The 24,602-nt window shown below is 71.4% G+C and carries 21 protein-coding genes; 7 read left to right on the forward strand and 14 right to left on the reverse strand.

The window, feature by feature from the left end; translation table 11 throughout:
• Positions 1-35: 35 nt before the first annotated feature.
• Genes ACFYYH_RS21395 through ACFYYH_RS21405 form a run of 3 tightly spaced genes read right to left on the reverse strand, consistent with a single transcriptional unit; the run spans position 36 to position 2,669 of the window.
• A complete protein-coding gene (locus tag ACFYYH_RS21395) occupies positions 36-842 on the reverse strand; it encodes an energy-coupling factor ABC transporter ATP-binding protein (RefSeq protein ID WP_388553241.1) in 807 nt (268 codons plus the stop codon).
• Entirely contained in the window at positions 839-1,600 is a 762-nt protein-coding gene (gene cbiQ / locus ACFYYH_RS21400) for a cobalt ECF transporter T component CbiQ (protein ID WP_388553244.1), read from the reverse strand. Before cbiQ ends, ACFYYH_RS21395 begins: the two co-directional genes overlap by 4 nt.
• A gap of 1 nt (position 1,601) precedes the next feature.
• Positions 1,602-2,669: an energy-coupling factor ABC transporter permease gene (locus tag ACFYYH_RS21405; RefSeq protein ID WP_388553247.1), complete on the reverse strand. Its 1,068-nt coding sequence runs from the start codon at positions 2,667-2,669 to the stop codon at positions 1,602-1,604.
• A gap of 323 nt (positions 2,670-2,992) precedes the next feature.
• On the opposite strand from ACFYYH_RS21405, the gene ACFYYH_RS21410 reads away from it, so the two are divergent.
• Positions 2,993-3,406 (forward strand): SsgA family sporulation/cell division regulator, encoded by a 414-nt coding sequence (locus ACFYYH_RS21410; protein WP_388553249.1) that lies wholly within the window; start codon positions 2,993-2,995, stop codon positions 3,404-3,406.
• A 303-nt stretch (positions 3,407-3,709) separates the two neighbouring features.
• Here the strand turns inward: ACFYYH_RS21410 and ACFYYH_RS21415 are convergent, their stop codons facing one another.
• Together ACFYYH_RS21415 and ACFYYH_RS21420 are read right to left on the reverse strand one after the other, a co-directional pair.
• Positions 3,710-5,947 (reverse strand): MMPL family transporter, encoded by a 2,238-nt coding sequence (locus ACFYYH_RS21415; protein ID WP_388553251.1) that lies wholly within the window; start codon positions 5,945-5,947, stop codon positions 3,710-3,712.
• Positions 5,948-6,046: 99 nt separating this feature from the next.
• Positions 6,047-6,619: a TetR/AcrR family transcriptional regulator gene (locus ACFYYH_RS21420; protein ID WP_388553253.1), complete on the reverse strand. Its 573-nt coding sequence runs from the start codon at positions 6,617-6,619 to the stop codon at positions 6,047-6,049.
• A gap of 495 nt (positions 6,620-7,114) precedes the next feature.
• Between ACFYYH_RS21420 and ACFYYH_RS21425 the strand changes: the two genes are divergently transcribed.
• Positions 7,115-10,567: a S41 family peptidase gene (locus tag ACFYYH_RS21425; RefSeq protein ID WP_388553256.1), complete on the forward strand. Its 3,453-nt coding sequence runs from the start codon at positions 7,115-7,117 to the stop codon at positions 10,565-10,567.
• Positions 10,568-10,696: 129 nt separating this feature from the next.
• Here the strand turns inward: ACFYYH_RS21425 and ACFYYH_RS21430 are convergent, their stop codons facing one another.
• The 3 genes from ACFYYH_RS21430 to ACFYYH_RS21440 form a co-directional block, all read right to left on the reverse strand.
• The gene (locus tag ACFYYH_RS21430; RefSeq protein WP_388553258.1) at positions 10,697-11,026 is read right to left on the reverse strand and encodes a hypothetical protein; all 330 of its coding nucleotides are present in this window, start codon (positions 11,024-11,026) and stop codon (positions 10,697-10,699) included.
• Positions 11,027-11,338: 312 nt separating this feature from the next.
• Entirely contained in the window at positions 11,339-12,271 is a 933-nt protein-coding gene (locus ACFYYH_RS21435; RefSeq protein ID WP_388553261.1) for an alpha/beta fold hydrolase, read from the reverse strand.
• Complete coding sequence (locus tag ACFYYH_RS21440; RefSeq protein ID WP_388553264.1) at positions 12,268-13,803, reverse strand: flavin-containing monooxygenase; 1,536 nt, start codon at positions 13,801-13,803, stop codon at positions 12,268-12,270. Before ACFYYH_RS21440 ends, ACFYYH_RS21435 begins: the two co-directional genes overlap by 4 nt.
• 148 nt (positions 13,804-13,951) lie before the next feature.
• On the opposite strand from ACFYYH_RS21440, the gene ACFYYH_RS21445 reads away from it, so the two are divergent.
• On the forward strand, positions 13,952-14,650 hold the full coding sequence (locus tag ACFYYH_RS21445; RefSeq protein ID WP_388553468.1) for a MerR family transcriptional regulator: 699 nt from the start codon (positions 13,952-13,954) through the stop codon (positions 14,648-14,650).
• 97 nt (positions 14,651-14,747) lie between these two features.
• On the opposite strand, the gene ACFYYH_RS21450 is transcribed toward ACFYYH_RS21445, so the two are convergent.
• From ACFYYH_RS21450 to ACFYYH_RS21460, 3 genes are all read right to left on the reverse strand, one after another.
• Positions 14,748-15,545: an exodeoxyribonuclease III gene (locus ACFYYH_RS21450; protein WP_388553267.1), complete on the reverse strand. Its 798-nt coding sequence runs from the start codon at positions 15,543-15,545 to the stop codon at positions 14,748-14,750.
• 128 nt (positions 15,546-15,673) lie between these two features.
• The gene (locus tag ACFYYH_RS21455) at positions 15,674-16,081 is read right to left on the reverse strand and encodes a rodlin (RefSeq protein WP_388553270.1); all 408 of its coding nucleotides are present in this window, start codon (positions 16,079-16,081) and stop codon (positions 15,674-15,676) included.
• A 176-nt stretch (positions 16,082-16,257) separates the two neighbouring features.
• Positions 16,258-16,668 (reverse strand): rodlin, encoded by a 411-nt coding sequence (locus ACFYYH_RS21460; RefSeq protein WP_388553470.1) that lies wholly within the window; start codon positions 16,666-16,668, stop codon positions 16,258-16,260.
• A 206-nt stretch (positions 16,669-16,874) separates the two neighbouring features.
• Between ACFYYH_RS21460 and ACFYYH_RS21465 the strand changes: the two genes are divergently transcribed.
• From ACFYYH_RS21465 to ACFYYH_RS21475, 3 genes are all read left to right on the forward strand, one after another.
• Positions 16,875-17,282 carry a rodlin gene (locus tag ACFYYH_RS21465; protein ID WP_388553472.1) on the forward strand — a complete coding sequence of 136 codons (408 nt, stop codon included), beginning with the start codon at positions 16,875-16,877 and terminating at the stop codon, positions 17,280-17,282.
• 299 nt (positions 17,283-17,581) lie between these two features.
• Entirely contained in the window at positions 17,582-17,815 is a 234-nt protein-coding gene (locus ACFYYH_RS21470) for a chaplin (protein WP_388553273.1), read from the forward strand.
• A gap of 92 nt (positions 17,816-17,907) precedes the next feature.
• On the forward strand, positions 17,908-18,783 hold the full coding sequence (locus tag ACFYYH_RS21475; protein WP_388553275.1) for a chaplin family protein: 876 nt from the start codon (positions 17,908-17,910) through the stop codon (positions 18,781-18,783).
• Between the two features lie 211 nt (positions 18,784-18,994).
• Here ACFYYH_RS21475 and ACFYYH_RS21480 read toward each other — a convergent pair whose 3' ends face one another.
• Positions 18,995-20,284: an NAD(P)-binding domain-containing protein gene (locus ACFYYH_RS21480; protein ID WP_388553277.1), complete on the reverse strand. Its 1,290-nt coding sequence runs from the start codon at positions 20,282-20,284 to the stop codon at positions 18,995-18,997.
• Between the two features lie 182 nt (positions 20,285-20,466).
• Positions 20,467-21,858, reverse strand: coding sequence for an ATP-grasp domain-containing protein (locus ACFYYH_RS21485; protein ID WP_388553279.1), 1,392 nt, complete (start codon positions 21,856-21,858; stop codon positions 20,467-20,469).
• Between the two features lie 163 nt (positions 21,859-22,021).
• Between ACFYYH_RS21485 and ACFYYH_RS21490 the strand changes: the two genes are divergently transcribed.
• Positions 22,022-23,362, forward strand: coding sequence for a glycoside hydrolase family 26 protein (locus ACFYYH_RS21490; RefSeq protein ID WP_388553281.1), 1,341 nt, complete (start codon positions 22,022-22,024; stop codon positions 23,360-23,362).
• A gap of 3 nt (positions 23,363-23,365) precedes the next feature.
• Here ACFYYH_RS21490 and ACFYYH_RS21495 read toward each other — a convergent pair whose 3' ends face one another.
• Positions 23,366-24,445: a GNAT family N-acetyltransferase gene (locus tag ACFYYH_RS21495; RefSeq protein WP_388553474.1), complete on the reverse strand. Its 1,080-nt coding sequence runs from the start codon at positions 24,443-24,445 to the stop codon at positions 23,366-23,368.
• Positions 24,446-24,602: the final 157 nt, after the last annotated feature.

A 24,602-nucleotide genomic window follows, 5' to 3' on the forward strand; every position in this document is an offset into this window, starting at 1 on the left:
CGTCATCGCGCCACGCCCCGGCGGCGCGACCCCCTCTATGGTGCTACGTGTCCCGGCGACACGGAACGCGGGTCGAAACCGAACGGCAGCTCCAGCCGGTGCGCGGACATCAGTTCCTCGTCGCCCAGCAGCCGGTGCGTGGGCCCGTCGGCCACGATGACACCGTCACTGAGGATCACCGCGCGGGGGCAGAGTTCGAGCGCGTACGGCAGGTCGTGCGTGACTATCAGCACGGTGATGTCCAGGGACCGCAGGATGTCGGCGAGTTCACGCCGGGACGCGGGGTCCAGATTGGACGAGGGCTCGTCGAGGACGAGGATCTCCGGTTCCATCGCCAGGACGGTCGCCACCGCGACCCGGCGGCGCTGCCCGAACGAGAGATGGTGCGGCGGCCGGTCCGCGTACTCCGCCATCCCGACCCGGCCGAGCGCGGTGACGACCCGCGCCTCCAGCTCGGGGCCGCGCAGTCCGGCGGCGGCCGGGCCGAAGGCCACGTCCTCACGCACCGTCGGCATGAACAACTGGTCGTCCGGGTCCTGGAAGACGATGCCCACCCGGCGCCGGATCTCCGCGAGATGGGCCTTGGCCACCGGCAGCCCGGCGACCGCGACCGAACCGGCCCCCGCCGTGAGGATGCCGTTGAGATGCAGGACGAGCGTGGTCTTGCCGGCGCCGTTGGGGCCGAGCAGCGCCACCCGCTCACCGCGCCCGACGGTCAGCTCGACACCGAAGAGGGCCTGGTGGCCGTCCGGATAGGCGTACGCGAGCCCGCTGACCTCAAGAGAAGGAGCGGGGGGAACGCCCGGAGGGACTGCGGGGGGAACGGTCGGTGGCACGGTCATAGGGTCCAGCCAAGCAGACAGACGGCGAGCGCCGTCAGCGGGAGGGCCGCCGCACCGGTCCACTGCGCCCGGGACGCGGTCACCTCGTCGATGACGGGCATCGTGCCCGTGTATCCCCGGCTCACCATCGCCAGATGGACCCGCTCACCCCGCTCGTAGGAGCGGATGAAGAGCGCGCCGGCGGACTTGGCCAGCACCCCCCAGTGCCGTACGCCCCGTGCCTCGAAGCCGCGTGAGCGCCGGGCGATCGACATCCGGCGCATCTCGTCGGTGATGACATCGCCGTAACGGATCATGAAGGAGGCGATCTGCACGAGCAGCGGGGGGAGCCTCAGCCGCTGGAGGCCGAGCAGCAGGGACCGCAGCTCGGTGGTGGAGGCGAGGATCACGGACGCGGCGACGCCCAGCGTGCCCTTGGCGAGTACGTTCCAGGCCCCCCAGAGTCCGGGCACGCTCAGGGACACCCCCAGGAACCGGACCTCGTCACCGGGGACCACGAACGGCATGAGCACCGCGAACGCCACGAACGGGATCTCGATCAGCAGCCGGCGCAGCAGGAAGCCCGCGGGAATGCGGGCCACCGCCGCGACGGCCGCGAGCAGCACCCCGTACAGCGCGAACGCCCAGACCGCCTCGCGCGGGGTGGAGACCACCACGATCACGAAGCAGAAGACGGCGGCGAGCTTGCAGTGCGGCGGGAGCCGGTGGACCGGCGAGTGCCCGTGCCGGTAGAGCTTGTGGGCATGGCCCGCGCCCATGTCAGGCGTTCCCGCCGACGGCGGACCCGGTGGACGGGGAGGCGGCGGCGGTACGGCGGCGGCGCACCGCCCAGAAGATCCCGCTGCCCACGGCGACCGTCCCGCTCACACCGATCACTCCGGCGAGGCCTCCGGAGAGACGGGCGTCGGAGACGTCCTTGACCCCGTAGTCGGCGAGCGGGGAGTCGGCGGAGGCGTGCTCCTCGGTCTTCCGGTCGATGCCGTGGTCCGCGGCGACCTTCTCCAGACCGTCGGGGTTGGCGGAGGCGTAGAAGGAGACGAACCCCGCCAGGACGAGGGCGGTGACCAGGCCCGCGGCCCAGAGCCCGCGCGGCGAGCGGGCGGCCACGGGGACCGGCGCGGGCGTGGCGGCCGGAGCGGCGTCGACCAGTTCCCCGCCCACCCGCAGCTTCAGCGGCGCGGACAGTCCCCGGGCGCCGTGGACCAGGTCGGGGCGTACGGCGACGACCGCGCCGACCGTCAGCGCGGTGATCACGGCCTCGCCGATCCCGATGAGCACATGGACGCCGACCATCGCGGTCAGCACCTTGCCGATCGGGACGTCCGTGGTCCCTCCGAGGGCGTAGATACCGGTGAACGCGAGCGCCGCGGCCGGTACGGAGACCAGCGCGGCGACGAAGGCCGAGACGGTCACCGAGCGGCGGGTGCGGGGCAGGATCTTGGCCAGGCCGCGGAAGAGCGTGTACGACACGACGGTCGTCACCACGGCCATGACGGTGATGTTGACGCCGAGCGCGGTGAGCCCGCCGTCCGCGAAGAGGATGCCCTGCATCAGCAGGACGACGGAGACACAGAGGACACCGGTATAGGGGCCGACGAGTATGGCCGCCAGTGCCCCGCCCAGCAGATGGCCGCTCGTACCGGCCGCCACGGGGAAGTTGAGCATCTGCACGGCGAAGATGAAGGCGGCGACCAGGCCGGCGAGCGGCGCGGTGCGCTCGTCCAGCTCGCGGCGCGCGCCGCGGAGACTGACCGCCACGGCACCCGCGGCGACGACGCCGGCGGCGACCGAAACGGGTACATCGATGAATCCGTCGGGGACATGCATGAGCGGGCTCCGCTTCCTGCTGCTGATGCTGCGCACGGGCTGCGCCGGGGGGTGCGAGGGGGGTGCGGGGGGTGGCAAGCCGTTCGATGATAGAGCCCTGTTGCGAACAGTTCGCAAGAGCAGGTTGTACGCGGGTTGCCGCGCCCGTGATCGACGGATGTCCTCACTCGGAAGAATTAGTGCCAAACCGACATTCTTTGTATGATTAAGTATTAAATCGCTCCCAAACGGAGGGGATCTCATCCGTTCCCGAGCCGCAGTCGCAGCCGCACCCGCGCCCCCAGCCGTGTTCCGCAGCCACAGCAGTGCAGAGGAGCCAGCCGATGTCACCCGTCGTCGAGCAGCCCGCCAAATGCCGTCTCATCACCGACGCCCCCCATTCCAAGGCCGTCTCGGTCACCCTTCGCTACGACGGCGCTGATCCGCTCGCCATGCGGATCGTGTTTCCCCCCGAGGTCTCCCTCGACCACCGCGAGGTGGTCTGGGCCTTCGCCCGGGACCTTCTCGACGAGGGACTGCGGCTGCCCTCCGGCGACGGTGACGTACAGGTCTGGCCCTGCGGCAGGGCGCAGACGGTGCTGGAGTTCCACTCGCCGGAAGGCGTGGCGCTGGTGCAGTTCGACTCCATGCCGCTGCGCCGGTTCCTGAGGAGTTCGTACGCGATGATCCCCGCGGGTGAGGAACGCCACGACATCCAGGTCGAGAACGAGCTCGGCAGGCTGCTCCACCGGACCTGAGAGACAGGCCGCTCCACCGGATCTGAGGGACAGGCTGCCGCACCGGACCTGAGGATCGGGGAGCCCACCCGGGAGCCCCCCGCGGACAGCACGGCGGCCCGGTCCCACACCTTCCCAGGGGTGCGGGACCGGGCCGCGTGCACCGCTCCGGCTCCCGTCCCCACGGCTGCCGGTGCGTACCGGGACCACGCGCCGCTCGCGCCGAGGTCCCGGCGTTTCGGGTGGGACCGTCCCCCGGGATGTCCTGGGGGACCAGCCCCGGGTGTCCGGGGGCCCGGCCTCAGACGGCCGGGCGCCCCGGCCTCAGACGACCACCAGTTCCCGCTCGGGCCCCGGACCGCCGTCGGAACCCTCCGTGTCACCCAGCCGCTTGCGCAGCGCCTCGCCCTCCACGTCCACATTGGGCAGCGCCCGGTCCAGCCAGCGCGGCAGCCACCAGGCCTTCTTCCCGAGCAGCGCGAGCACCGCGGGCACGATCGCCATCCGGACCACGAACGCGTCGAAGAAGACGGCGATCGCGAGACCGAAACCGATCATCTTGATCATCGACTCGCTGGAGCCGATGAAGCCCGCGAAGACGGCGATCATGATCACCGCCGCGGCCGAGACCACCCGGGCGCCGTGCCGGAAGCCGGTGACGATCGCCTCGCCCGGCCGCTCCCCGTGGACATACGCCTCCCGCATCCGGGTGACCAGGAAGACCTCGTAGTCCATGGCCAGGCCGAACACCACGCCCACCATGAAGATCGGCATCATCGACATCACGGGACCGGTCTGCTCGACCCCGAGCAGACCGCCGAGCCAGCCCCACTGGAAGACCGCGACCACCGCGCCGAGCGCGGCGACGACGGAGAGCAGGAAGCCGAGGGCCGCCTTGAGCGGTACGAGCACGGACCGGAAGACCAGCATCAGCAGCAGGAACGCCAGACCGACGACCAGCGCGAGATAGGGCAGCAGCGCGTCGTTCATCTTCTGCGAGAAGTCGATGTTCATCGCCGTGGCGCCGGTGACCAGGACCTCGGCCCCGTTGTCCGCCGCGATCTCCCCGCCCGTGGCGCGGATGGAGTGCACCAGGTTCTCGGTCCCGACCGAGGACGGCCGGTCCTCGGGGATCACCGTGATGGTCGCGGTGTCGCCCGCCTTGTTGAGGGTGGACGGCGTGACGACGGCGACACCGTCCATCTTCTTCACGGTGTCGGCGACCTCGGTGGCCGTCGCCTTGGCGTTGTCGTCGGCCCTGCCGTCGACCACGACCATCAGCGGCCCGTTGAAGCCGGGACCGAAGCCGTCGGACAGCAGGTCGTACGCCTTGCGCTGGGTGGTGCTGACCGGCTGCGAACCGTCGTCCGGCAGGCCCAGCTCCAGCGAGGTCGCCGGAATGGCGATCGCCCCGAGCCCGACGACGGCGGTGATCAGGACGGCGACGGGCCTGCGCAGCACGAAACGCGCCCAGCGGGTGCCCAGATTGGGCTTGCGCCCGGCGTGGTGGTGGTGTCCCTCGGCGTCGCTCTCCAGCGCCTTGCGGTCCTTGCGTCCATGCACCCGCGCGCCGGCGAAGCCGAGCAGCGCCGGGATCAGGGTGAGCGCGATGAGGACGGCGATCACGACCGTACCGGCGGCGGCGAAGCCCATCTTGCTGAGCATCGGGATATTGACGACGGCGAGGCCGACCAGCGCGATGACGACCGTCAGACCGGCGAAGACCACGGCGGACCCGGCGGTGCCGACGGCCCGTCCCGCCGCCTCCTCACGGGCCCTGCCCTCGGCCAGCTCGGCGCGGTAGCGGGAGACGATGAACAGCGCGTAGTCGATCCCGACCGCGAGACCGATCATCATCGCCAGCGTGGAGGTGGTGGAGCCCAGGTCCAGGACATTGGCGAGCGCGGTGATGGTGGAGATGCCGACACCGACGCCGATGAGCGCGGTGAGCAGCGGCAGCCCGGCCGCGATCAGCGATCCGAAGGTGATGACGAGGACCACCGCGGCGATGGCCACACCGATGATCTCGGTGGCACCGGTCTCCGGGGCGGCCTGGAGCGCGTCACCGCCGATCTCCACCGCCAGCCCCTGCGCCCGCGCGTCGGCGCCGGTCTCCTCCAGCGCCGTACGGGTCTCGTCCGTCAGCTCCATCGAGGCGACCTTGTACGAGACCGAGACATACGCCGTCGACCCGTCCTTCGAGACGGCCTTCGCGGTGTACGGATCGGTCACCGAGGAGACCTGGTCGGAGCTGCCCGACAGCTCGTCCACGATCGCGCGGACCTCGGCCTTGTGGCCGGCGTCGGTCATCTTCTCGTTCGCGGGCGCCTTGAAGACGACCCGGGCGGTGGCGCCGTCGGCGCTGCCTCCGGGGAAGCGCTGTTCCAGCAGGTCGAAGGCCTTCTGGGCCTCCGTTCCCGGGATGGAGAAGGAGCTTGACGTGGGGGTGGACGCGGAGGCGGCACCGACCCCGGCGAGCGCCAGCAGCGCCACCCACACCAGGGCGACATAGTGGCGGCGCCGGAACGCGAGCCGTCCGAGCTTGTAGAGGAACGTGGCCACGAGGGCGTACTCCCGGTCTATCGAGGGATCAGGGCATGGGGAGCCGGCCCGACGGCGAGAGCGGCACGCGTCAGGTGAGAAGGGTCCTGCTGGGGACGGTCAGACGCCGAGGGAGGGGAGGACCACGGCGTCGAGGTACGAGGAGAGGAAGCTCCGGTCCGGCGACCGGTCCTCGATGAGCTGCCGGGCGACGACCGCGCCGACCAGCATGTGCATGACGTAGTTCAGCGCGGGGTTGTCCGCGGCGACCTCGCCACGGTCCACGGCGCGCCGCAGCAGCTCCTGGAGCCCGTTCAGCTCGGGCTCGATGAGCAGCTCGCGCAGCGCCTGACGGAGATCGGGGTTGTTGTGGACGGCTTGGAACAGGCCCCGCATCAGCGCGGAGTCCCGCTCCATCCGGCAGTCGTCGCCGGCCGCGATCAGCGCGTGGAAATCACCGCGCAGCGAACCGGTGTCGACCTGTTCCAGACTGACCGGCTTGTTGTGCCGCATGGCACGGACGACCAGCTCGGGCTTGCTCCCCCACTGGCGGTAGAGGGTGGCCTTGCTGGACCGGGTACGGGCGGCGATGGCGTCCATGGTGAGGGCGTCATAGCCGACCTCGCGCAGCAGTTCGAGCACGGCGGCGTACAGCTCGGCTTCGCGCTCGGGCGTAAGCCTGCTCCGCGCCATGATCGGTCCTTCCGAACGAAACGGTTTCGTACAGTACGAAGATAACCCCGGCCGCCAACGAAACGCCCCCGTTTCGCTTGTGGCCTGCGCCACTTTTTCTGAGGGCTCGGTTCGCCTCCGGGGCGCCTCATGTCGATGCCGACAGTCGACCGTGCTCGGTCCGCTCGTACCTCACGAACCTCCGCGCGCTCTCCTTTTCGGCACCGACGCGCCCCTTCGGCTCACACACCTTCTTTTTTGGGGCTCGGTTCGCCTCCGGGGCGCCTCATGTCGATGCCGACAGTCGACCGTGCTCGGTCCGCTCGTACCTCACGAACCTCCGCGCGCTCTCCTTTTCGGCACCGACGCGCCCCTTCGGCTCACTCGCCGGCGGCCGACAGCGGCCGGAGACATGTCCGCACCCGTAAGCCGGCCGCCGCCACAACGCACCCGGAACCACGGCCCCCCGCCGGGAGGCGGGAGGCGCGGCGCGCTCAAAAAGGGCAGCATTGGGGGGTGAGTGACGATGTCGCGTATCTTCGCTTCCCGCACCTTCACGACGACTTGCTGTGCTTCGCCGCCGAGGACGACCTCTGGATCGCCCCCCTCGCGCCGGCCGGGCACCGGCCCGAACGTGCCTGGCGGGTCACCGTCGACCGCACCAGAATCGGTCACCCCCGTTTCTCCCCCGACGGCCGCCACATCGCCTACACGACCTGGCGCAGCCTCGACCCCGAGATCCATCTCGCCCCGGTGGACGGCGGTCCCGCCCGCCGGCTCACCTACTGGGGCGCCACCGACACCCGTGTCTGCGGCTGGACACCCCCCGACGAGGACGGCGACTCCCAGATCCTCGCCGTCTCCTCGCACGGACAGCCGTTCTCCTACTTCGCCTGGGCCTACGGCCTCCCCACCGACGGCTCCCCCGGCGGCGCGCTGCCCTGGGGGCCGGTCAACGACATCGCCGTCGCGGACATCGACGGCGCGCACCGCACGCTCCTGCTCACCGGCAAACCACCGCACGAACCCGCCGCCTGGAAGCGGTACCGCGGCGGGGCGACGGGCCGGCTCTGGCTGCACGGCAAACGGCTGCTCGCGGACATCGGGGGCCATCTCGACTGCCCGATGTTCGTCGGCGGACGGATCGCGTTCCTCTCCGACCACGAGGGCGTCGGCAATCTCTACTCCTGCCGTCCCGACGGCACCGGGCTGCTCCGGCACACCGACCACGACGCCTTCTACGCACGCCACGCCTCGTCCGACGGACACCGGATCGTCTACCAGTGCGCGGGCGATCTCTGGCTGGTCGACTCGCTGGCCCCCGGCTCCGTGCCGCGCAAACTGGACGTACGGCTCGGCGGGCAGCGCGCGGGGCGCCGCGCCTACCAGGTCCCCGCCGCCGGTCATGTCAACGGGATCTCCGTGGACACGACGGGCCGGGCGAGCGCCGTCTCCGTACGCGGCAGCCTGTACTGGCTCACCCACCGCGACGGGCCGGCCCGGACGATCGCCGACACCCCCGGCGTACGGGTCAGGCTCCCCGAGATGCTGGGCAGCGGCGGCCAGGTCGCGTACATCACCGACGCGGACGGCGAGGACGCCGTGGAGATCGCGTATCTGCCGCGCGCGAGCGGCGACCGGCCGCCGCGCCGGCTGGCGTCCGGACAGCTCGGCCGGGTACTGGAGATGGTCGCCGACCCGGACGGCGAGCGAATAGCGATCGCCTCCCACGACGGCAGGCTGCTGCTCATCGATGTCACGGAGGAACCGGAGGAACCAGAGGAACAGGCGTCGGCGGAAGAACCACCCGAGGAGGCGCAAACGGCGGACACAGCAGACACAGCAGACACAGCGGAAACGGCCGACGCGTCCCCCGCACCCTCCGGCAACACCGGCCCGGCACCCTCCGACGACACCGGCCCCACCCCCTCCGACGACACCGCCCCCGCCCGCGTCACCGAGCTGATCCGGTCCATCAACGGCCCGGTCGCCGATCTCGCCTTCTCGCCCGACGGCGACTGGCTGACCTGGTCCCACCCCGGCATCGGCCGCTCGCTGCGCCAGATCAAGCTCGCCAAGATCGCCGGGAGTTTCGCCCGGACGGTCGTCGATGTCACCAACGGCCGCTTCGAGGACGAGAATCCGGTCTTCACCAGCGACGGCCGCTATCTCGCGTTCCTCTCCTGGCGCGGCTTCGACCCGGTGTACGACGTGCACACCGGCGATCTCTCCTTCCCGCTCGGCTGCCGCCCCTATCTCGTACCGCTGTCCTCCGCGACCCCGTCGCCGTTCGCGCTCTCCCCGGACGGCCGGCCCGCGGCCGGCGGGCTCGACCCGTCGGACGGCGAATCGGGCGACGGTACGGTCACGGTCGAGGTCGAGGGCCTCGCGGAGCGGGTCACACCGTTCCCCGTCACCGCGTCCAAGTACTCGGCCCTCCGTCCGGTCGGCGGCGGCGGTCTGGTCTGGCTGCGCTGGCCGATCTCCGGCGCGCTCGGTGAGACCTTCGCCAACCCCGCGGACATGTCGGGACGCCCCACCCTCGAACACTTCGACATCGTGAAGGCCCGTAAGAGCGAACTCGTGGGCCATCTGGACTGGTTCGCCACCAGCGGCGACGGCTCCAGGCTGGTGGTCGTGGACGACGGCGAGCTGCGGGCCGTGCCCGCCACCGAGCCGGGCGACGGGGACTCGACGGTCTTTCTCGATCTGCGCCGGATCCTGCACGACGTCGACCCCGGGTCGGAGTGGCGCCAGGCGTTCGACGAGGCGGGCCGCCTCATCCGCGCGTACTTCTGGGAGCCCGGGATGTGCGGCATCGACTGGGACGGCGTCCTCGACCAGTACCGTCCGCTGGTCGAACGGGTCGCCTCCCCCGACGAGTTCGCGGATCTGCTCCGCGAGGTCCTCGGCGAGCTGGGCACCTCCCACGCGTATGTCACCCCCGCCCGCCGCAACGAGGGCCCGCCGCACTACCAGCGCCCGATCGGACTGCTCGGCGCCAATCTGGTCCGCCGGGACGGCGCCTGGGTGATCAAGCGGATCCTGCCGGGCGACTCCTCCGACTCCAAGGCCCGCTCGCCGCTCGCCGGTACGGGGATCCGTGAGGGCGCGGTCCTCACCCATGTCGACGGGCGGCCCGTCGACCCCGTGACGGGTCCCTATCCGCTGCTGTCCGCCGCCGGAGGCACCACGGTCGAGCTGACCTTCCTGCCCGCCGAGCGCAAGGGTCCCGCCCGCCGGGTCGCGGTCGTCCCGCTGATCGACGAACGGCCGCTGCGCTACCAGGACTGGGTGGCCAAACGCCGTGCGGTGGTACGGGAGATCAGCGGCGGCAGATGCGGCTATCTGCACATCCCCGACATGGGCGGCTCGGGCTGGGCGCAGTTCAACCGCGATCTGCGGCTGGAGGTCTCGCGCCCCGCGCTGATCGTGGACGTACGGGGCAACGCGGGCGGCCACATCAGTGAGCTGGTGGTGGAGAAGCTCAGCCGCAAGATCATCGGCTGGGACCTGACCCGCGACGCCCAGCCCGTCTCGTACGCCTCCAACGCCCCGCGCGGCCCGGTCGTCGCGCTCGCCGACGAGGCGACCTCCTCCGACGGCGACATGATCACCGCCGCCTTCCGGCTGCTGAATCTGGGCCCGGTGGTGGGCCAGCGGACCTGGGGCGGGGTGGTCGGCATCACCGGACGCCACCGGCTCGCCGACGGCACGGTGATCACGGTGCCGATGAACGCGGCCTGGTTCGACGCGTACGGCTGGTCCGTCGAGAACCGCGGTGTGGAGCCCGACATCGAGGCCCTGCGCACCCCCCTCGACTGGGCGGAGGGCCGGCACGCCCAGCTCGACGACGCGGTGTGGGTGGCGCTGGATCTGCTGGCGGGGCATCCGGCCTCGGCCCCGCCGGGGTACGGAGCCGTGCCCGATCTGCGCCGTCCCCCGCTGCCGCCGCGCGAGACCGGCTGAGCGCCGCCCGAGGAGCGGAGAGAACACAACGGGAGAAACACAACGGGAGAAACACAGCGGGGAGAGCACAGACAGGAGGCGCACCCGGCGAACCGGATGCGCCTCTTGTCAGGCCCTCAGAACATGCGATCAGGCGTCGAAGTGGTCGTCGAACTCGTCACGTGTGTCCTGCGCCCTGCGGGGGGACTGGTTGTCGCGGTCCTGGACACGGTCATTGCCCTGCGGGTTGCGCTGACCCGGCTGACCGTGCTGCCCCGGCTGCCCCGGCTGCTGCCCGTGCCGGTTCGGCTGGCCCTGGCCCTGACCCTGGCCCTGACCCGGCTGGCCCTGGCCCGGCTGGCCCTGCCGGCCCTGCTGTCCACGCGGGGCCTGGTCGTCCCGCTGGTTGTCGGCCATCTGCGCGTTCGCCCGGTCTCCGAGCTCCTGCGCCTTGTCCTTGAACTGGTCGGAAATACCCATGGAATTTCAACTCCTGGAAGAGGTGGGGGGTGGGGGGTGGGGCCTCGACCAGACTTACATGTCCCGACATTCCGCGCATTTCGATCAGTCACGCTGTGTGCGCCCGCGCCCGTCCGCCGCTCCTCCCGCCCCCACAAGTCCCTTGTGCACCGCGGCCGTACGGGAGCGCCACCTTCGCGCCGCGTACCGTGCGCCGAGAGCCTGCGGGCCTGCGGGCCTGCGATCCACCGACACCGCGCGCCGCCCCGATGACCACCGCGCCCCGTCCTCCGAGACCCCGGCCCCGAGACCCCGCCCGGCTCCGGCCCCGGCTCATGCCGCGTCCTCCCCGGTGCCGAGATGGGCGGCGGCCAGCGCCCGGATCCCGGCCGTGACGGCCTCGGGGGCCTCCACCGGGGTCATATGTCCCGTCCCGGGGAGTTCGGTCAGTCCGGCGCAGTCGGGCAGCGCGGCGGCGAGCGCCCGCGACTGGACCGGCGGGGTCAGCCGGTCGGCGGTCCCCACGAGCACGGCGGTCGGCACCCTCAACTCCCTGACCCCCGCGTCGAGATCGAGCGAGCCGAGCACCCGCGACCAGGCCACCCGGGAGGCCCGCGGACAGGCGTGCACGATCCTCGCGCACCGGGTGATCCGCTCCGGCGCGGTCCCCGGGCCCATCGTCCCGTACCGCAGGATCCGCTCGGACAGCGGTGTGACGGGTCCCAGCGGGGCGCGGGCGCCCAGCACGAGCCCGGTGAGCCGGGTCCGCAGGCGCCCGGCGCGCAGCGGCACCACCAGCGCCTCGGCGACCAGCCGCGAACTGCCCGTGCTGCACAGCAGCACGGCGGCGGCGTGCTGCTGGAAGGCGGACCTGCGCGCGGCGGCCATCAGCGTCATCCCGCCCATGGAGTGCCCGGCGAACACGGCCTGTTCACCCGGCTCCAGGGTGGCGGCGAGCACCGCCTCCAGATCGTCGGCGAGGGCCTCGGTGGAGTAGCCGTCCCGCCCGGCTCCGCGGCCGGGCACGGCGGTACGGCCGTGACCGCGCTGGTCGTAGGCGATCACCCGGTGGTCCGCGGCGAGGTCCGCGATCTGCGCCGCCCAGAAGCGGATGGAGCAGGTCCAGCCATGGGCCAGCACGACGGCGGGCCGGCCCTCGGCGCCGAACACCTCGGCATGGATACGCGATCCGTCGGCGGAGACGGCGGTCAGTTCACGCCCCGGGGGCAGCCGGCCCGGCGGGGTCGCCGGAGGAGTCGGGGTCATCGGAGGGCCTCCCGCGCACCGGCGCCACCGCTGCGCCGCGCGGCGTCCTGATGCGCTCCCGCGGCGCGGATCACCTCGTACTCCGAGAGATCGACACGGCGCGTGGCCCGGCGGAACTCCGTTGTCGTACCGGGCCAGATGGTGGTGTTGCGGCCGTTGGCGTCCAGGTACCAGCTCGTGCAGCCGCCGGTGTTCCACACGGTCCGCCTCATCCGCTCCTGCACCCGGTGGTTCCAGGCGCGTACGGCCGCGGGCCTGGCCGCCAGCGCCGCGCGCCCGCCGACGGCGCCGAGGCCGTCGAGCTGCCGCAGATAGTCGGCCATATAGCTGAGCTGGGCCTCGATCATCAGGATCATCGAGGTGTTCCCCAGACCGGTGTTGGGGCCGATGATCGTCATCCAGTTGGGGAAACCCGCGGCGGTCGCGCCGCGCAGCGACTCCATGCCGCCCTGCCAGGCCTCGGCGAGTGTGCGCCCGTCGGCGCCGACGACCCGTTCGGCGATCGGCATGTCCGTCACATGGAAGCCGGTGCCGAAGACGATGGCGTCCGCCTCGCACTCCGTGCCGTCCGCGGCGACCAGCGTCGACCCGCGCACCTCGGCCAGCCCCGAGGCGACCACATCGACATTGGGCCGCGCGAGCGCCGGATAGTACGAGCTGGAGAGCAGGATGCGCTTGCACCCGATGCGGTACGAGGGCGTCAGCGCGGCCCGCAGCGCGGGGTCCTTGATGGCCCTGGCGATATTGGCCTTGGCGAGGGTTTCGACGAGCCCGAGTTCGTTCGGCCGCTTGGTGAACGCCTGGACCTGTAACTCCCTGATGCCCCAGAGCAGTTTGCGCCGCACGGCCCCGGTGAAGGGCAGTGCCCGGTGCAGCCGGCGCTCGGCCGTGGTTATCGCGCGGTCCGCGCGCGGCATCACCCAGGGCGGTGTCCGCTGGAAGAGCGTCAGCCTGGCGACGTCCGGCTGGATCGCGGGGACGATCTGGATCGCGGAGGCGCCGGTGCCGATCACGGCGACGCGCTTGCCGCGCAGTTCGTAGTCGTGGTCCCAGCGCGCCGAGTGGAAGACCTTGCCCGGGAATCCGGCGAGTCCGGGGATCTCCGGGATCCTGGGGTCGGAGAGCGGACCGGCCGCGGAGACCACCACCTCCGCGGTGAACGTCCCCCGCGAGGTCTCCAGCTCCCAGTGCAGGGCCTCGTTGTCCCAGCGCATCCGCAGGACCTCGTGGTGCAGCCGCAGATGCGGCCGGAGTCCGAAGGCGTCCGCGATCCGCTCCAGATAGGCCCGTATGTGCCGCTGTCCCGAGAAGGCGCGCGGCCAGTCGGGGTTGGGCGCGAACGAGAACGAGTAGAGGTGCGAGGGCACGTCGCAGGCGCACCCCGGATAGCTGTTGTCCCGCCAGGTCCCGCCGAGCGAACCGGCCCGTTCCAGGACCACGAAGTCGGTGATCCCCTCCCTGCGGAGCCGGACCGCCGCCCCGAGGCCACCGAATCCGGATCCGACCACTGCCACGCGCACGTGCTGGCCCATACCGCCTCCTGCCGCCGTACCTCCATGAACCGCGCCAGCGATCACTGGCGCAATCCGGAGCGTAGAGCAGCTCCGTACCCATGGGTAGGGGGCGGCCGAAAACAAGTTACCGGCGGTACGACATAAGCTGACCTGCATGGAGTACCGCATGGAGGAGCTGGCACGTGAGGCGGGCATCACGGTCCGCACCGTGCGCTTCTACCGTGAGCGGGGGCTGATACAGCCTCCGCGCCGGGAGGGCAGGATCGCCTGGTACGACGACCACCATCTGGCCCGGCTCCGTACGATCGCGGCGCTGCTGGAGCGCGGCCACACCCTGAACGGCATCGCCGACCTCGCCACCGCCTTCCAGAGCGGGCACGATGTCGGCGCGCTCCTCGGTCTCGGCGAATCCACCGACGAGACCCCGGTCCGGCTCTCCCCCGAGGAACTCGCGGACTACTTCGAGGGCGAGGTGACCGCGGAGAATCTGGCCGCCGCCCTCACCCTCGGCCATCCGGCCACCGACGGCGACGGGGTCGTCCACATCAGCCGGCGCCTGCTGGACATCTCCGCGGCCCTGGTCCGCGAGGGAGTGCCCCTCGCCACGATCCTGGAGACCGCACGCGAGGTCCGTGTCCACGCGGACGCCCTGGCGGCGCTCTTCGCCGCGGTCCTCGCCGGCCGCGCCACCGCGCCGGACACCACCGTCGCACTGCGCCCGTTGGTGAAGAGCCTCGTGGAAGCGGAGTTCTCCCTGGCCCTGGACCGCCGGCTGCGCACCGGAGCCGGCCGCGCCACCCCCGCCGGTACGGGCACCAGGTCCGGCGCGGGCACGGCGCCGGGCTCCGGGTCCGCCGGCGCCTGACCAGCCCCGGCACCGGCCTCGGCCCGCGACCCGGGACTCCGGGACTCCGGGACTCCGGGACTCCGGGACTCCGCCCCAGGATGCGGGGCACCGGGACTCAGCTCTCGTAGACCACCGTCACCGGAGCGTGGTCGCTCCACCGCTCCTCGTGCGCCGCCGCGCGTTCGACCCAGCCCTTGACGGCGCGCCCGGCCAGAGCGGGGGTCGCGACATGGAGGTCGATACGCCAGCCGCTGTCGTTGTCGAAGGCTCGGCCGCGGTAGGACCACCAGGAGTACGGGCCCTCCTGGCCGGGGTGGAGGGCGCGGATCACATCCGTACAGCCGGTCTCCTCGTAGAGCCGGGTCAGCCAGGCGCGCTCCTCGGGCAGGAACCCGGAGGACTTCCTGTTGGCGCGCCAGTTCTTGAGGTCGGCCTCCTGGTGGGCGATGTTCCAGTCGCCGCAGACCAGGACCTCGCGGCCGTCGTCCGCCGCCCGCTCGCGCAGCTCCGCCAGATACGGCAGGAACTCGTCCATGAACCGGACCTTCTCGTCCTGCCGTTCCGTGCCCACCTCGCCCGACGGCAGATAGAGGCTGGCCACCGTGATCCCCGGCAGATCGATCTCGGCGTACCGCCCGCTCGTGTCGAACTCCGCGCTGCCGAAGCCGGTCCTGGTGCGTTCCGGCTCCCGGCGGGAGAGGAGCGAGACACCGGCGCGGCCCTTGGCCGCCGCCGGGGCGTGCAGCACGTGCCAGCCCTCCGGCTCCCGTACGGCGGCGGGCAACTGCCCCGGCTCGGCCCGTACCTCCTGGAGACAGATCACATCGGCGGAGGTCTCCGCCAGCCACTCCACGAACCCCTTCTTGGCGGCGGCTCGGAGGCCATTCACATTCACGGATGTCACAGTGAGCATCCCGGCACACTATCCACCCGCCGGCCGGGCGCCCGCGGCCCCCGGGGTGACCCGGGCCGCACAGGGCGGAGGCCCCGCACATGGCGGAGGCCCGGCCCGCGCACCGCGGACCGGGCCTCCGGGGAGCGTCAGCCGTTGCCGACACCGTTCCCGGAGAGAACCGGGATGTCGTCCAGGATGTGCGACAGCGGCTCGTCGCCCTTCGCCTGCGTCGAGTTCTCGACACACTGCTGGTTCTGCGGGGAGGACAGGACGTTGATGTCCTGGAGGGCGATCGGCGTGGCACCCACGAGGGAGGCGACGTTCGCCTTCGCCGGCAGACCGATGCACGGCTTGTTCAGCGAGCCCTGGACCAGCCCGAGCTGCGGGCTCATGTCGCCCTTGGTCACGGAGTTGCCGAAGGCCTGCTTGGCACCGTTGCCGCTGAACGAGGTGGTGCCCTGGTCGTCCCCGATGGCGAGGGCCGGCGACACGGCCGCGGCGGAGGCGCCGACGATCGTGGCCGCTACAGCAGCGGTTGCCCACAGCTTCTTCATTTAGATGCCTTTCCGGAAAGTCGGACCCCACCGGTGGAGTCCGAGTTGTTCAACCCGCCGAAGGACGGAATGGTTGCGGCCGTTCCCCCGGATGGCGTACCGCATTAACTGAGAAACAGAGAAAAAGACCGGACCGCCACGGGAATCAGCGGCGGTCCGGTCGGTCATCCGATTTCTCAGCCGTTGGCCGTGCCATTACCGGACAGGATCGGAATGTCGTTCAGGATGTGCGAGAGGGGCTCGTCGCCCTTGGCCTGAGTCGAGTTCTCGACACACTGCTGGTTCTGCGGCGACGACAGGACATTCAGGTCCTGGATGGAAATCGGCGTAGCACCCGTCAGGGACGCGAGGTTGACCTTGGCGGGCAGCCCGATGCACGGCTTGTTCAGCGAACCCTGGATAAGCGCCATCTGGGGGCTCATGTTGCCGTATGTCGACGAGTTGCCGTAAGCCTGCCAGGCGCCGTTGCCACTGGCGGAGGTGGTGCCGGTGTCATTGCCGACGGCGAGAGCCTGCGGAGCGGTCGCGGCCGAAATACCGGCGACGGAAGCGGCGACAGCCGCGGCGGCCATAACCTTCTTGATCATCATGATGAGTCCCCTTCTGAAGGATGCCCCAAGTCCCCGGGGCCCCCTGAGCAACTTCCCATCGGGGGTTTGGTTCTGGACCTTCACCCCAACGGACCATTACCGGCAATCAACGGCCGATCGGGTGAAGCAGCGGAACCAAACTGCTCACACCGGGTTGTCCAGGTCGCTTGACCTGCATTCCTGAGAAAAGGGAACACAACGTGATCAAGAAGATTATGGCCGGCGCGGCCGTCGCAGCCTCCGTGGTCGGCTTTTCGGCTGCGGCGGCGCCCACCGCGCTCGCCATCGGCGATGACACCGGCACCACCTCCGCCAGTGGCAACGGCGCCGAGCAGGCCTTCGGCAACTCATCGACATACGGCAACCAGAGCCCGCAGTTGGAGCTGGTCCAGGGCTCGCTGAACAAGCTCTGCGTCGGCGCGCCGGTCAAGGCCAACGCCGGCACGCTCACCGGTACCACGCCGATTTCCATCCAGGACCTCAATGTCCTGTCGTCGCCGCAGAACCAGCAGTGCGCGGAGAACTCCACGCAGGCGAAGGGCGACGAGCCCCTCTCGCACATTCTCGACGACATCCCGGTCCTCTCCGGGAACGGCGCCGGCAACGGCTGATCCGCACGCGTTCCTCCGCCCGGACGGCGTTCCGGGCCGACGACGGGCCGGCCGGGGCAATGGGGCCCCGGCCGGCCCGTCCCCGTATTCACCCACGGCCGTGGTCATGCAGAAACGAACATCCCGCCTGCCCCGCACGCGGCAATCGAGTGAACCAGAGAAAGCCATAAAACAGCACAGTTTCCTCGCCAAGGGCCAACTCGTTGGAGTTCCAGCAGCGGACGTAGGAGCTGAGGTGTCGATGCTCGCGTGCCACGACAGTCGTGCGGACGGGATCGCCGCTGCGGAAAGGGCTCACGATGAAGTGCAAGAAGGCCGCAACGGTCGTCGCAGGTCTGCTCATGACGATGGGGGCCGCGGCCCCGGCCATGGCCGACGCCGAAGCCGAGGGCGCCGCTGTCGGTTCCCCCGGATTCCTCTCCGGAAATGTGCTCCAGGCCCCCACCCACGTACCCATCAATCTCTGCGGGAACAGCGTCGATGCCATCGGTGTGCTGAACCCCGCCTTCGGCAACGTCTGCGTCAACGCCTGACGTTGTCCCGCCCGGTCCCGGAGCATGGGATTCCCCGCTTCGGGACCGGGCGCAGTTGGACCCGATGTCACAGCAGGAGGAGAAGAAATCAGATGCGAGACCTCATCAGCAAAGGGCTGCTCACCGCCGCGGCGGCGTCGAGTGTGCTGTCCATGAGCGGTGGCTATGCCATCGCGGTGGAGAGCGACGGGGTGGCCGCCGGATCACCGGGGGTGCTGTCGGGCAACAGTGTCCAGGCACCCATTGAGGTCCCGGTCAATGTCTGCGGGAACACCGTGGACGTGGTCGGCGTGGGCAACCCCTCCTTCGGCAACGCCTGTGTCAACACGTCGGGCGCGTCGAAACAGTCGGCCGCTCACGAGGGGTCCTCGTCCCACACGTCCCACCCGGCGCACTCGGCTCCCGGGCAGCACGGAGACCGGCCGCCGTACGTTCCCCCGGCCGCGGACCACGGCCACGCCGCGGACCACACGCAGGGGGCCGCGGGCTCCAGTGCCAGTGCCGTCGCCAAGGGATCGCCCGGCGTGGGCTCGGGCAATGTCATCCAGGCGCCGCTCGACATCCCCGTGAACGCCTGCGGCAACTCCGTCGACGTGGTCGGCCTCCTGAACCCGGCGTTCGGCAACGGGTGCGCGAACAACTCGTCGCCCGCGGCGGCCCCCGAGGCCCCCGGGGAGCCGTGGGTACCCGAGACTCCCGAGGGTCCCGGAACTCCGGAGGGTCCCGGCACTCCCGACACCCCGCCCGGTGACAACTCCGAGCCGCCGGCCGTCCCCAGCCCGCCCCCGGGCGACGAGACGGTTCCGGACGCGCCCACGCTCCCGCCGGCCGAATCCCCCGCGCCCGTCCCGGAGCTGGCCACCACCGGCAGCGACAGCCGTCTTCTCGCCATGGCCGCGATGAGCGCGGGCCTGATGCTCGGCGGCGGGATCCTGTACCGGCGCAGCACGGCGCGCGCCCGCGCCTGACCGTTCCCGGTCACGGCTTACCACGGCCGACCACGACGGCCCACGACGGCCCACGACGGACTGTCGTACCCCACCGGCCGGGAGATTCGCGGCGGATTCTCCCGGCCGAAGGGGCGCCAGGCGTCAGGCACCAGGCACCAGGCGTCGAGCGTCAGGCATCGAGCGTCTGGCGTGGGGCCCGGCCGGTACGGGCGCCGGACCCGACGCGCCGTCAGGACAGCAGGGATTTCCCGGCCGTTGCCCGCATCGGTTCCGCCGCCGACGACGCGTGCCGCTGCCGGACCGTACCGAGCGACCCGCCGCGTGAGCCGAGCCGGCGCCGCACCCCCCGCACCAGCCGCTCGGCCGTGTAGGTCGCCCCGTACACGAACCGCATCGAAGGACCGAACGACGGGGCGCTCAGCAGTCCGGCGACGAAGAGCCCCGGGTGCGAGGACTCGAAGAGCGGGCTCGCCTCCGGCGCGGTGCTCGGAGAGACCGTCACCAGTCCCGCCCGCAGTTCGTCGTCGAGGAGCCCGAGCCGTTCCAGCCCCGGGGTGAATCCGGTGGCGGCGATGACATGGTCCGTCTCGACGGTGCGCACCCGGCCCTCGGTGGTGACCAGTTCGAGCCGTACGCCGCCGTCGCCCAACGGGTCCGCGCTCGCCAGGCTCTCGCCCAGTCTCACCTCCACCGCGGGCTCGAACCGTTCCCGCAGCCACCACGCGCCGGCCGGGCCCAGCGCGGAGGTGAAGACCCGCGCCCGGGTGGGGGCGGGAAGCCTGCGGAAGAGGCCCGGGGCCTCCGCGTAGAGCCAGTTCTTCCATCCGCAGCCCAGTCCGGTGTGGGGCAGCCGGACCGTCTCCGCGAGGGGACGCCGCAGTGGCGGCGGCAGGGTGTTCCAGGCGAGTTGCCCGGATCTCGCCACCACCCTGACGGTGGTGCCCTGTTCGGCGAGGAGCGCGGCCGTCTCCAGAGCCGCCTGGCCGGCGCCGATGACGGTCACGTCCCGCCCCACGAAGCGCGTCAGATCGGCGTGGTGACTGCTGTGCGTCACCTGTTCACGCGTCAGCGCGTGCAGGGGCGCGGGAATGTCGGTGAAGGGCATCACCCCGACCGCGAGCGCCACCGTACGGGCGAGCACGCTCTCGCCGTCCTCGGTCGAGAGCCGGAACCCGCCCAGGACGGGCTGTACGGCCGTGATCACGCGCTCGTCGACGGGCGGGACCGCCCGCTCCGCGAACCACATCCCGTACGAGGCGAAGAAGCCGACCGGCAGCGGAACACCGTGCTGGACCTCCATCCCCCGGGTGGCGGCGTAGTCGGCCAGGCCGAAGGCGCCCCGCGGATCGCAGAGATTCGACGCCCAGGGCTCCGATTTCAGATACATCCCGGGCGGCATGTGGTCCCGCCAGGAGGCCATCGTCCTGCCGAAGACCCGCAGATCGAGTCCGGCCGCCGCGGCGTGCGCGGCGATGGAGAGTCCGTAGGGGCCTGCGCCCACCACTACCAGGTCGTACATCAGTGTGTTCCGCTCTCTGTGCCGGGGTGGTCGGTCGGGGTGGTCGGTCGGGGTGGTCGGTCAAGGTGATCGTCCGAGGTGACCGGTCGTGTGCCGTGCGGTCGGTGAGGGAGCGTCGGGGCGCGCTCCCCGGGGTTCGCCGCCCTCCGCCGGGGAGTCGCGCGGGGGCCGCCAGGACCGGGTCATCCGGACCGGTGCGCCACGGGGACGCCCTGCGCGGTCCCGGCGGGGCTGCGCCCGCGCCGGAGTACCGGGGTCGTACGCGGCAGCGCGGGGTCATGGGGACCGAAGTCACCCCTGCGCCGGTCGGTCGCCATGCCCCCGAACACCCGGCCGAGCCCGCGCCGTCCCCTGCGTGCCGCGTGCAGTCCCCAGGCGACGGCCATGGCGTACGCGGGCAGGGGGTCGTCCAGCGCGAACCAGGCGGCCTCCACGGACCGGTCCGCCGCCCCGGGGTGTCCGTCCCCGTTCCCGTCCCCGTCCCCGTGCGCGGCGCCCCGCGCCCGCCCGGAGGGCAGGACGGAGAGGGCGGACAGCAGCGCGTAGTTCTCCACCACGAAGGTCCTGCCGTGAACGGCGGCCTGCGCGGGGACGGCCCGCCCGGTGAGATCGAGATGGAGCGCGCGTACGACATCCGTGCCCGAGCGGTCGGTGAAGAGCCGGAACTGCGCGCCGGGCCGGGGGTTGAAGTCGAGCAGATGGTAGGCGCCCGTCGCGGTGTCACGGCGGAAGTCGAGATCGAGGATCCCCCGGTAGCCGAGCGCCGAGACCAGGTGACGGGCCGTCCGTTCGACAGCCGGATTGGGCAGCCAGGTGCCCACCGCGGTCAGCCCGGCCCCCACCGGCCAGGATCTCTCCTTGCGGCCGGCGGCCCCGACCAGGCACTCACCCCCGGCACCGCTGTATCCGTGGAAGAACCAGTCGAGGCCCCGGCCGTGCGGCAGGAACTCCTGGAGCAGCAGCCCGCTGCCCGCCTCGGCGGTGCGTCCGTACAGCTCACGGGCCTCGTCGGCGGAGCGTACGAGCACGGTGCTGCGCAGCCCCGCCGCCTCGGGGAGGAGCCACGGCCGGCTCCACTTCGCCACCACCGGCAGCCCGAGCGCGGACGCGGCGGCGGCCGCCTCCGACGCGCAGCCCGGGATCACCGTACGGGGATGGGGGATGCCGAGTTCCCGGCAGATCCCCACCAGCTCCGCCTTGTCCGCGACCCGCTCCGGCAGCCCTGACGGCTGTTCAGGCAGCAGATAACGGCCGGTCAGACGGGACTGGAGCTGTCCGACGGTGATGGCGCTCAGATCGTCCATGGGAATGAGCACGGCCGGGGTCCCCAGCCGGTCCGAGACCCCGGTCAGCAGTCGCTGAACATCCGCCAGATCCCGGCATCCGTCGGGTCTTGGATGGGTGCGGCGCAGATAACGGGAGTGCCCCACGGGGCCGGGTGCGGCCTCGACCACCGCGTGCACCTCGATCCCGGCCCGGCCGAGGGACCGGACGGCGCCCAGGGTCCCGTGGTGGAAAGGGTTCTGGTCCAGCCTCATGAGTACTGCGGGAACACGGGTGTCCAAAGTCGGCACGGTGCTGTCCTTCAATTCGATGGCCCAAGCGGGGGATGAAATGCACGAACGGACTACTTGAACGCCAGGTCGGGTTCCCATTCGGCTTATTCGAAATACTTTGAACAAGCGTGACCACGAATCGCGGCCACGGAAGAAGGCTCAACTCGCAAGGAGCTCGCATATGTCCCATCGACGTCGACGGCTGACGGCCACGTGTCTGGGTGTGGTCATGGCCGGCCTTCTTTCCTCCGGCGCGGCGCAGTCCGCCCCGAACGGCGCGAAGGATCCGGACGACACGTCAGGCCGTAAACCGCCGCAGGCGCCCGCACCCGCGATGGGCGCGTATCTCGACTTCGGCGCGGAAGGCGTCGAGCGCATCGCCGCCATGGAGCAGTGGCTCGGCGGGACGGATCTGCGCGTCGGGCACAGCTATCTGCCCGGGGACGTGTGGTCCAACATCGAGGGCGCCCCGGGGTTCCTGGAGAACTGGGCCACCTGGCGGAAGGCGCGGCACGACCGCATGTTCGTGCTCAACGTCCCCATGCTGGAGCGCACGGAGGGGCAGGTACGTGACGGGCTCGTCCGCCGTGAGCTGCACCGGGGCGCGCTGGGCTGGTACGACGAGCACTTCAGGACCCTGGCGCGGCGTCTGGTCGGCCTCGGCGTGCCCGACACGGTGATCGTGCTCGGCTGGGAGATGAACGGCACCACCTACACCCATCGCTGCGGACCCGACCCGACGGCGTGGAAGTGGTACTGGCGGCGCATCGTCACCGCCATGCGCGAGGTCCCGGGGCAGCAATTCCGTTTCGATTTCGCGCCGAACCGCGGGCTCGACGCCGTTCCCTGGACCGCGTGCTATCCGGGCGACGATTTCGTGGACATCATGGGTATGGATTCGTACGATCAGCCGCCGGGCCGCACCTTCGACGAACAGGTCGAGGAGCCCTTCGGACTCCGGCAACACGTGGACTTCGCCGCCGAGCATGGAAAGGTGATCTCCTATCCGGAATGGGGCCTATTCCGTAACGGTGACAACCCCGAATACATGCGACGCATGCTCCAGTGGATCGACACGTACAAGCCGCTCTACAACACCCTCACCGACTACTGTCCGCACGGCGTGTGGCAGTGCGCCGACAATCCCGAGTCGTCAAAGGTGTACCGGTCCATGCTCTACGGCCGGGTGCCGGAAGCGGCGGCGACACCCACAGCGGAGGCCACACCCACTCCGACGCCGACCCCGGGCGCCCTCGGGACCGAGGTGCCGGAGCCGGCGTCCGCTCCGACACCCACGCCGACGCCCAGCCAGGAACCCACCCCGGCACCCGCACCGACGCCCAGCCAGCCACCTGCCCCGGCACCGGCTCCGACGCCGAGCCCCGAGGCTGTTCCCGCGGCGGGGCCGCCGTCCACCCGCCGGTCGGCCTGCACGCCGGTGCCCTTCGATCCCTGGATCGAGGGCTGGCTCGGCGGAAAGGTCTGCCTCCCCGTCGACTGGTGGCGCAGGCTGGGCTCCTGAGGCTCAGTCCCGCCGCATGCGCTTGACCAGCGCGGCGGCCCGCTCCCGGGCCGCCGCCTGTCCGATCAGCAGCCGCAGCGAGGGTTCCAGACTGGGCCGGCACAGCAGATACCGCTGGTTGTGGACGGTCTCCGGGCGCCAGTGGTGCTTGTACGGCTCGTTGCCGCGCAGCATGCTCAGCGTGGTGCGCCCGCTCCCGCCGATGTGCCGCGCCCCGCTCCGCAGCAGCATCGTGGCCACGTCCACCTTTCTGGCGCGCAGCCCCGGATCGGCCCCGTACAGATAGCCGCCCGCCAGCCGCCCCGACATCAGGGTGAGATCCGCGGCCAGGACCTCTCCGGCGAGCAGGAACTCCGTCACGCGCGCGTCGCCGGACCCGGCCATCGCCCGTACCGAACGCCTCAGATGCTCCGCGAAGCGCGTGCTGAGATGCTCGGGGGTGACCCCGCGGCCCTCCCACTGGAGCCGGTGCAGCTCCAGCAGCCGGGCGACCGCGAGAGGGGTCTCGTCCTCGGGCACCACCCGCTCCTCGATACCGAGCGAGTCCAGTTTGCGCAGCTTGGCGCGGAAGCGCTGGGCACGCGAGGAGGCGAGCCGGCCGAGCAGTTCGTCCATGGGGACGGCGGGCAGTTCGAGGCAGAGCGAGTCGGCCAACTGACGGCGAGGCCCGTTCCAGCAGGTGAGGACACGCTCCGCCGCGGCCCCCGGCCGTACCTCGCGCAGATCGATCACCGCCGTACGGGCCGTGTCCCGCAGAGCCCTGGCCAGCGCGGCGGCCGCGGCGTCGGGGCAGCGGTCGTCGAGCAGGACGTCGGAGAAGTCGGAGATGGTCCCGCCCAGCGGTACGAGGACGGGGACGGGCCGGTGGACCAGCATCAGCGGCGCCGCCGCGACCAGATGGCCCGCCCGGCGCACGAGGACGACCCGCAGCCGTCCCGGCGTGCCGTACGACACCCACCAGGAGTGCAGCCAGGCGTGGTGCTGGAAGGGGGTGGCGGTACGGGAACGGCCGTACAGCGTGTGCCAGTCCGGCGCGAGCGCGGCGAACCGGCCGCTGTCCCGGCACACCTCCGTGGTGAACACCGACCCGGAGACGGACGAGGCGGCCGGCGCCGAGGGGGAGGTGGAGACCGGATGGACGGAGGAGGGGGTAGCGGGCCTGCTGGGCACGGGGGACACCGGAGACACGGAGGGCAGGGGGGACGGGGAAGGCGCGGGGGACGCGGAAGGCGCGGGGGAC

Source organism: Streptomyces sp. NPDC002018 (assembly GCF_042890865.1).
GTDB lineage: Bacteria > Actinomycetota > Actinomycetes > Streptomycetales > Streptomycetaceae > Streptomyces.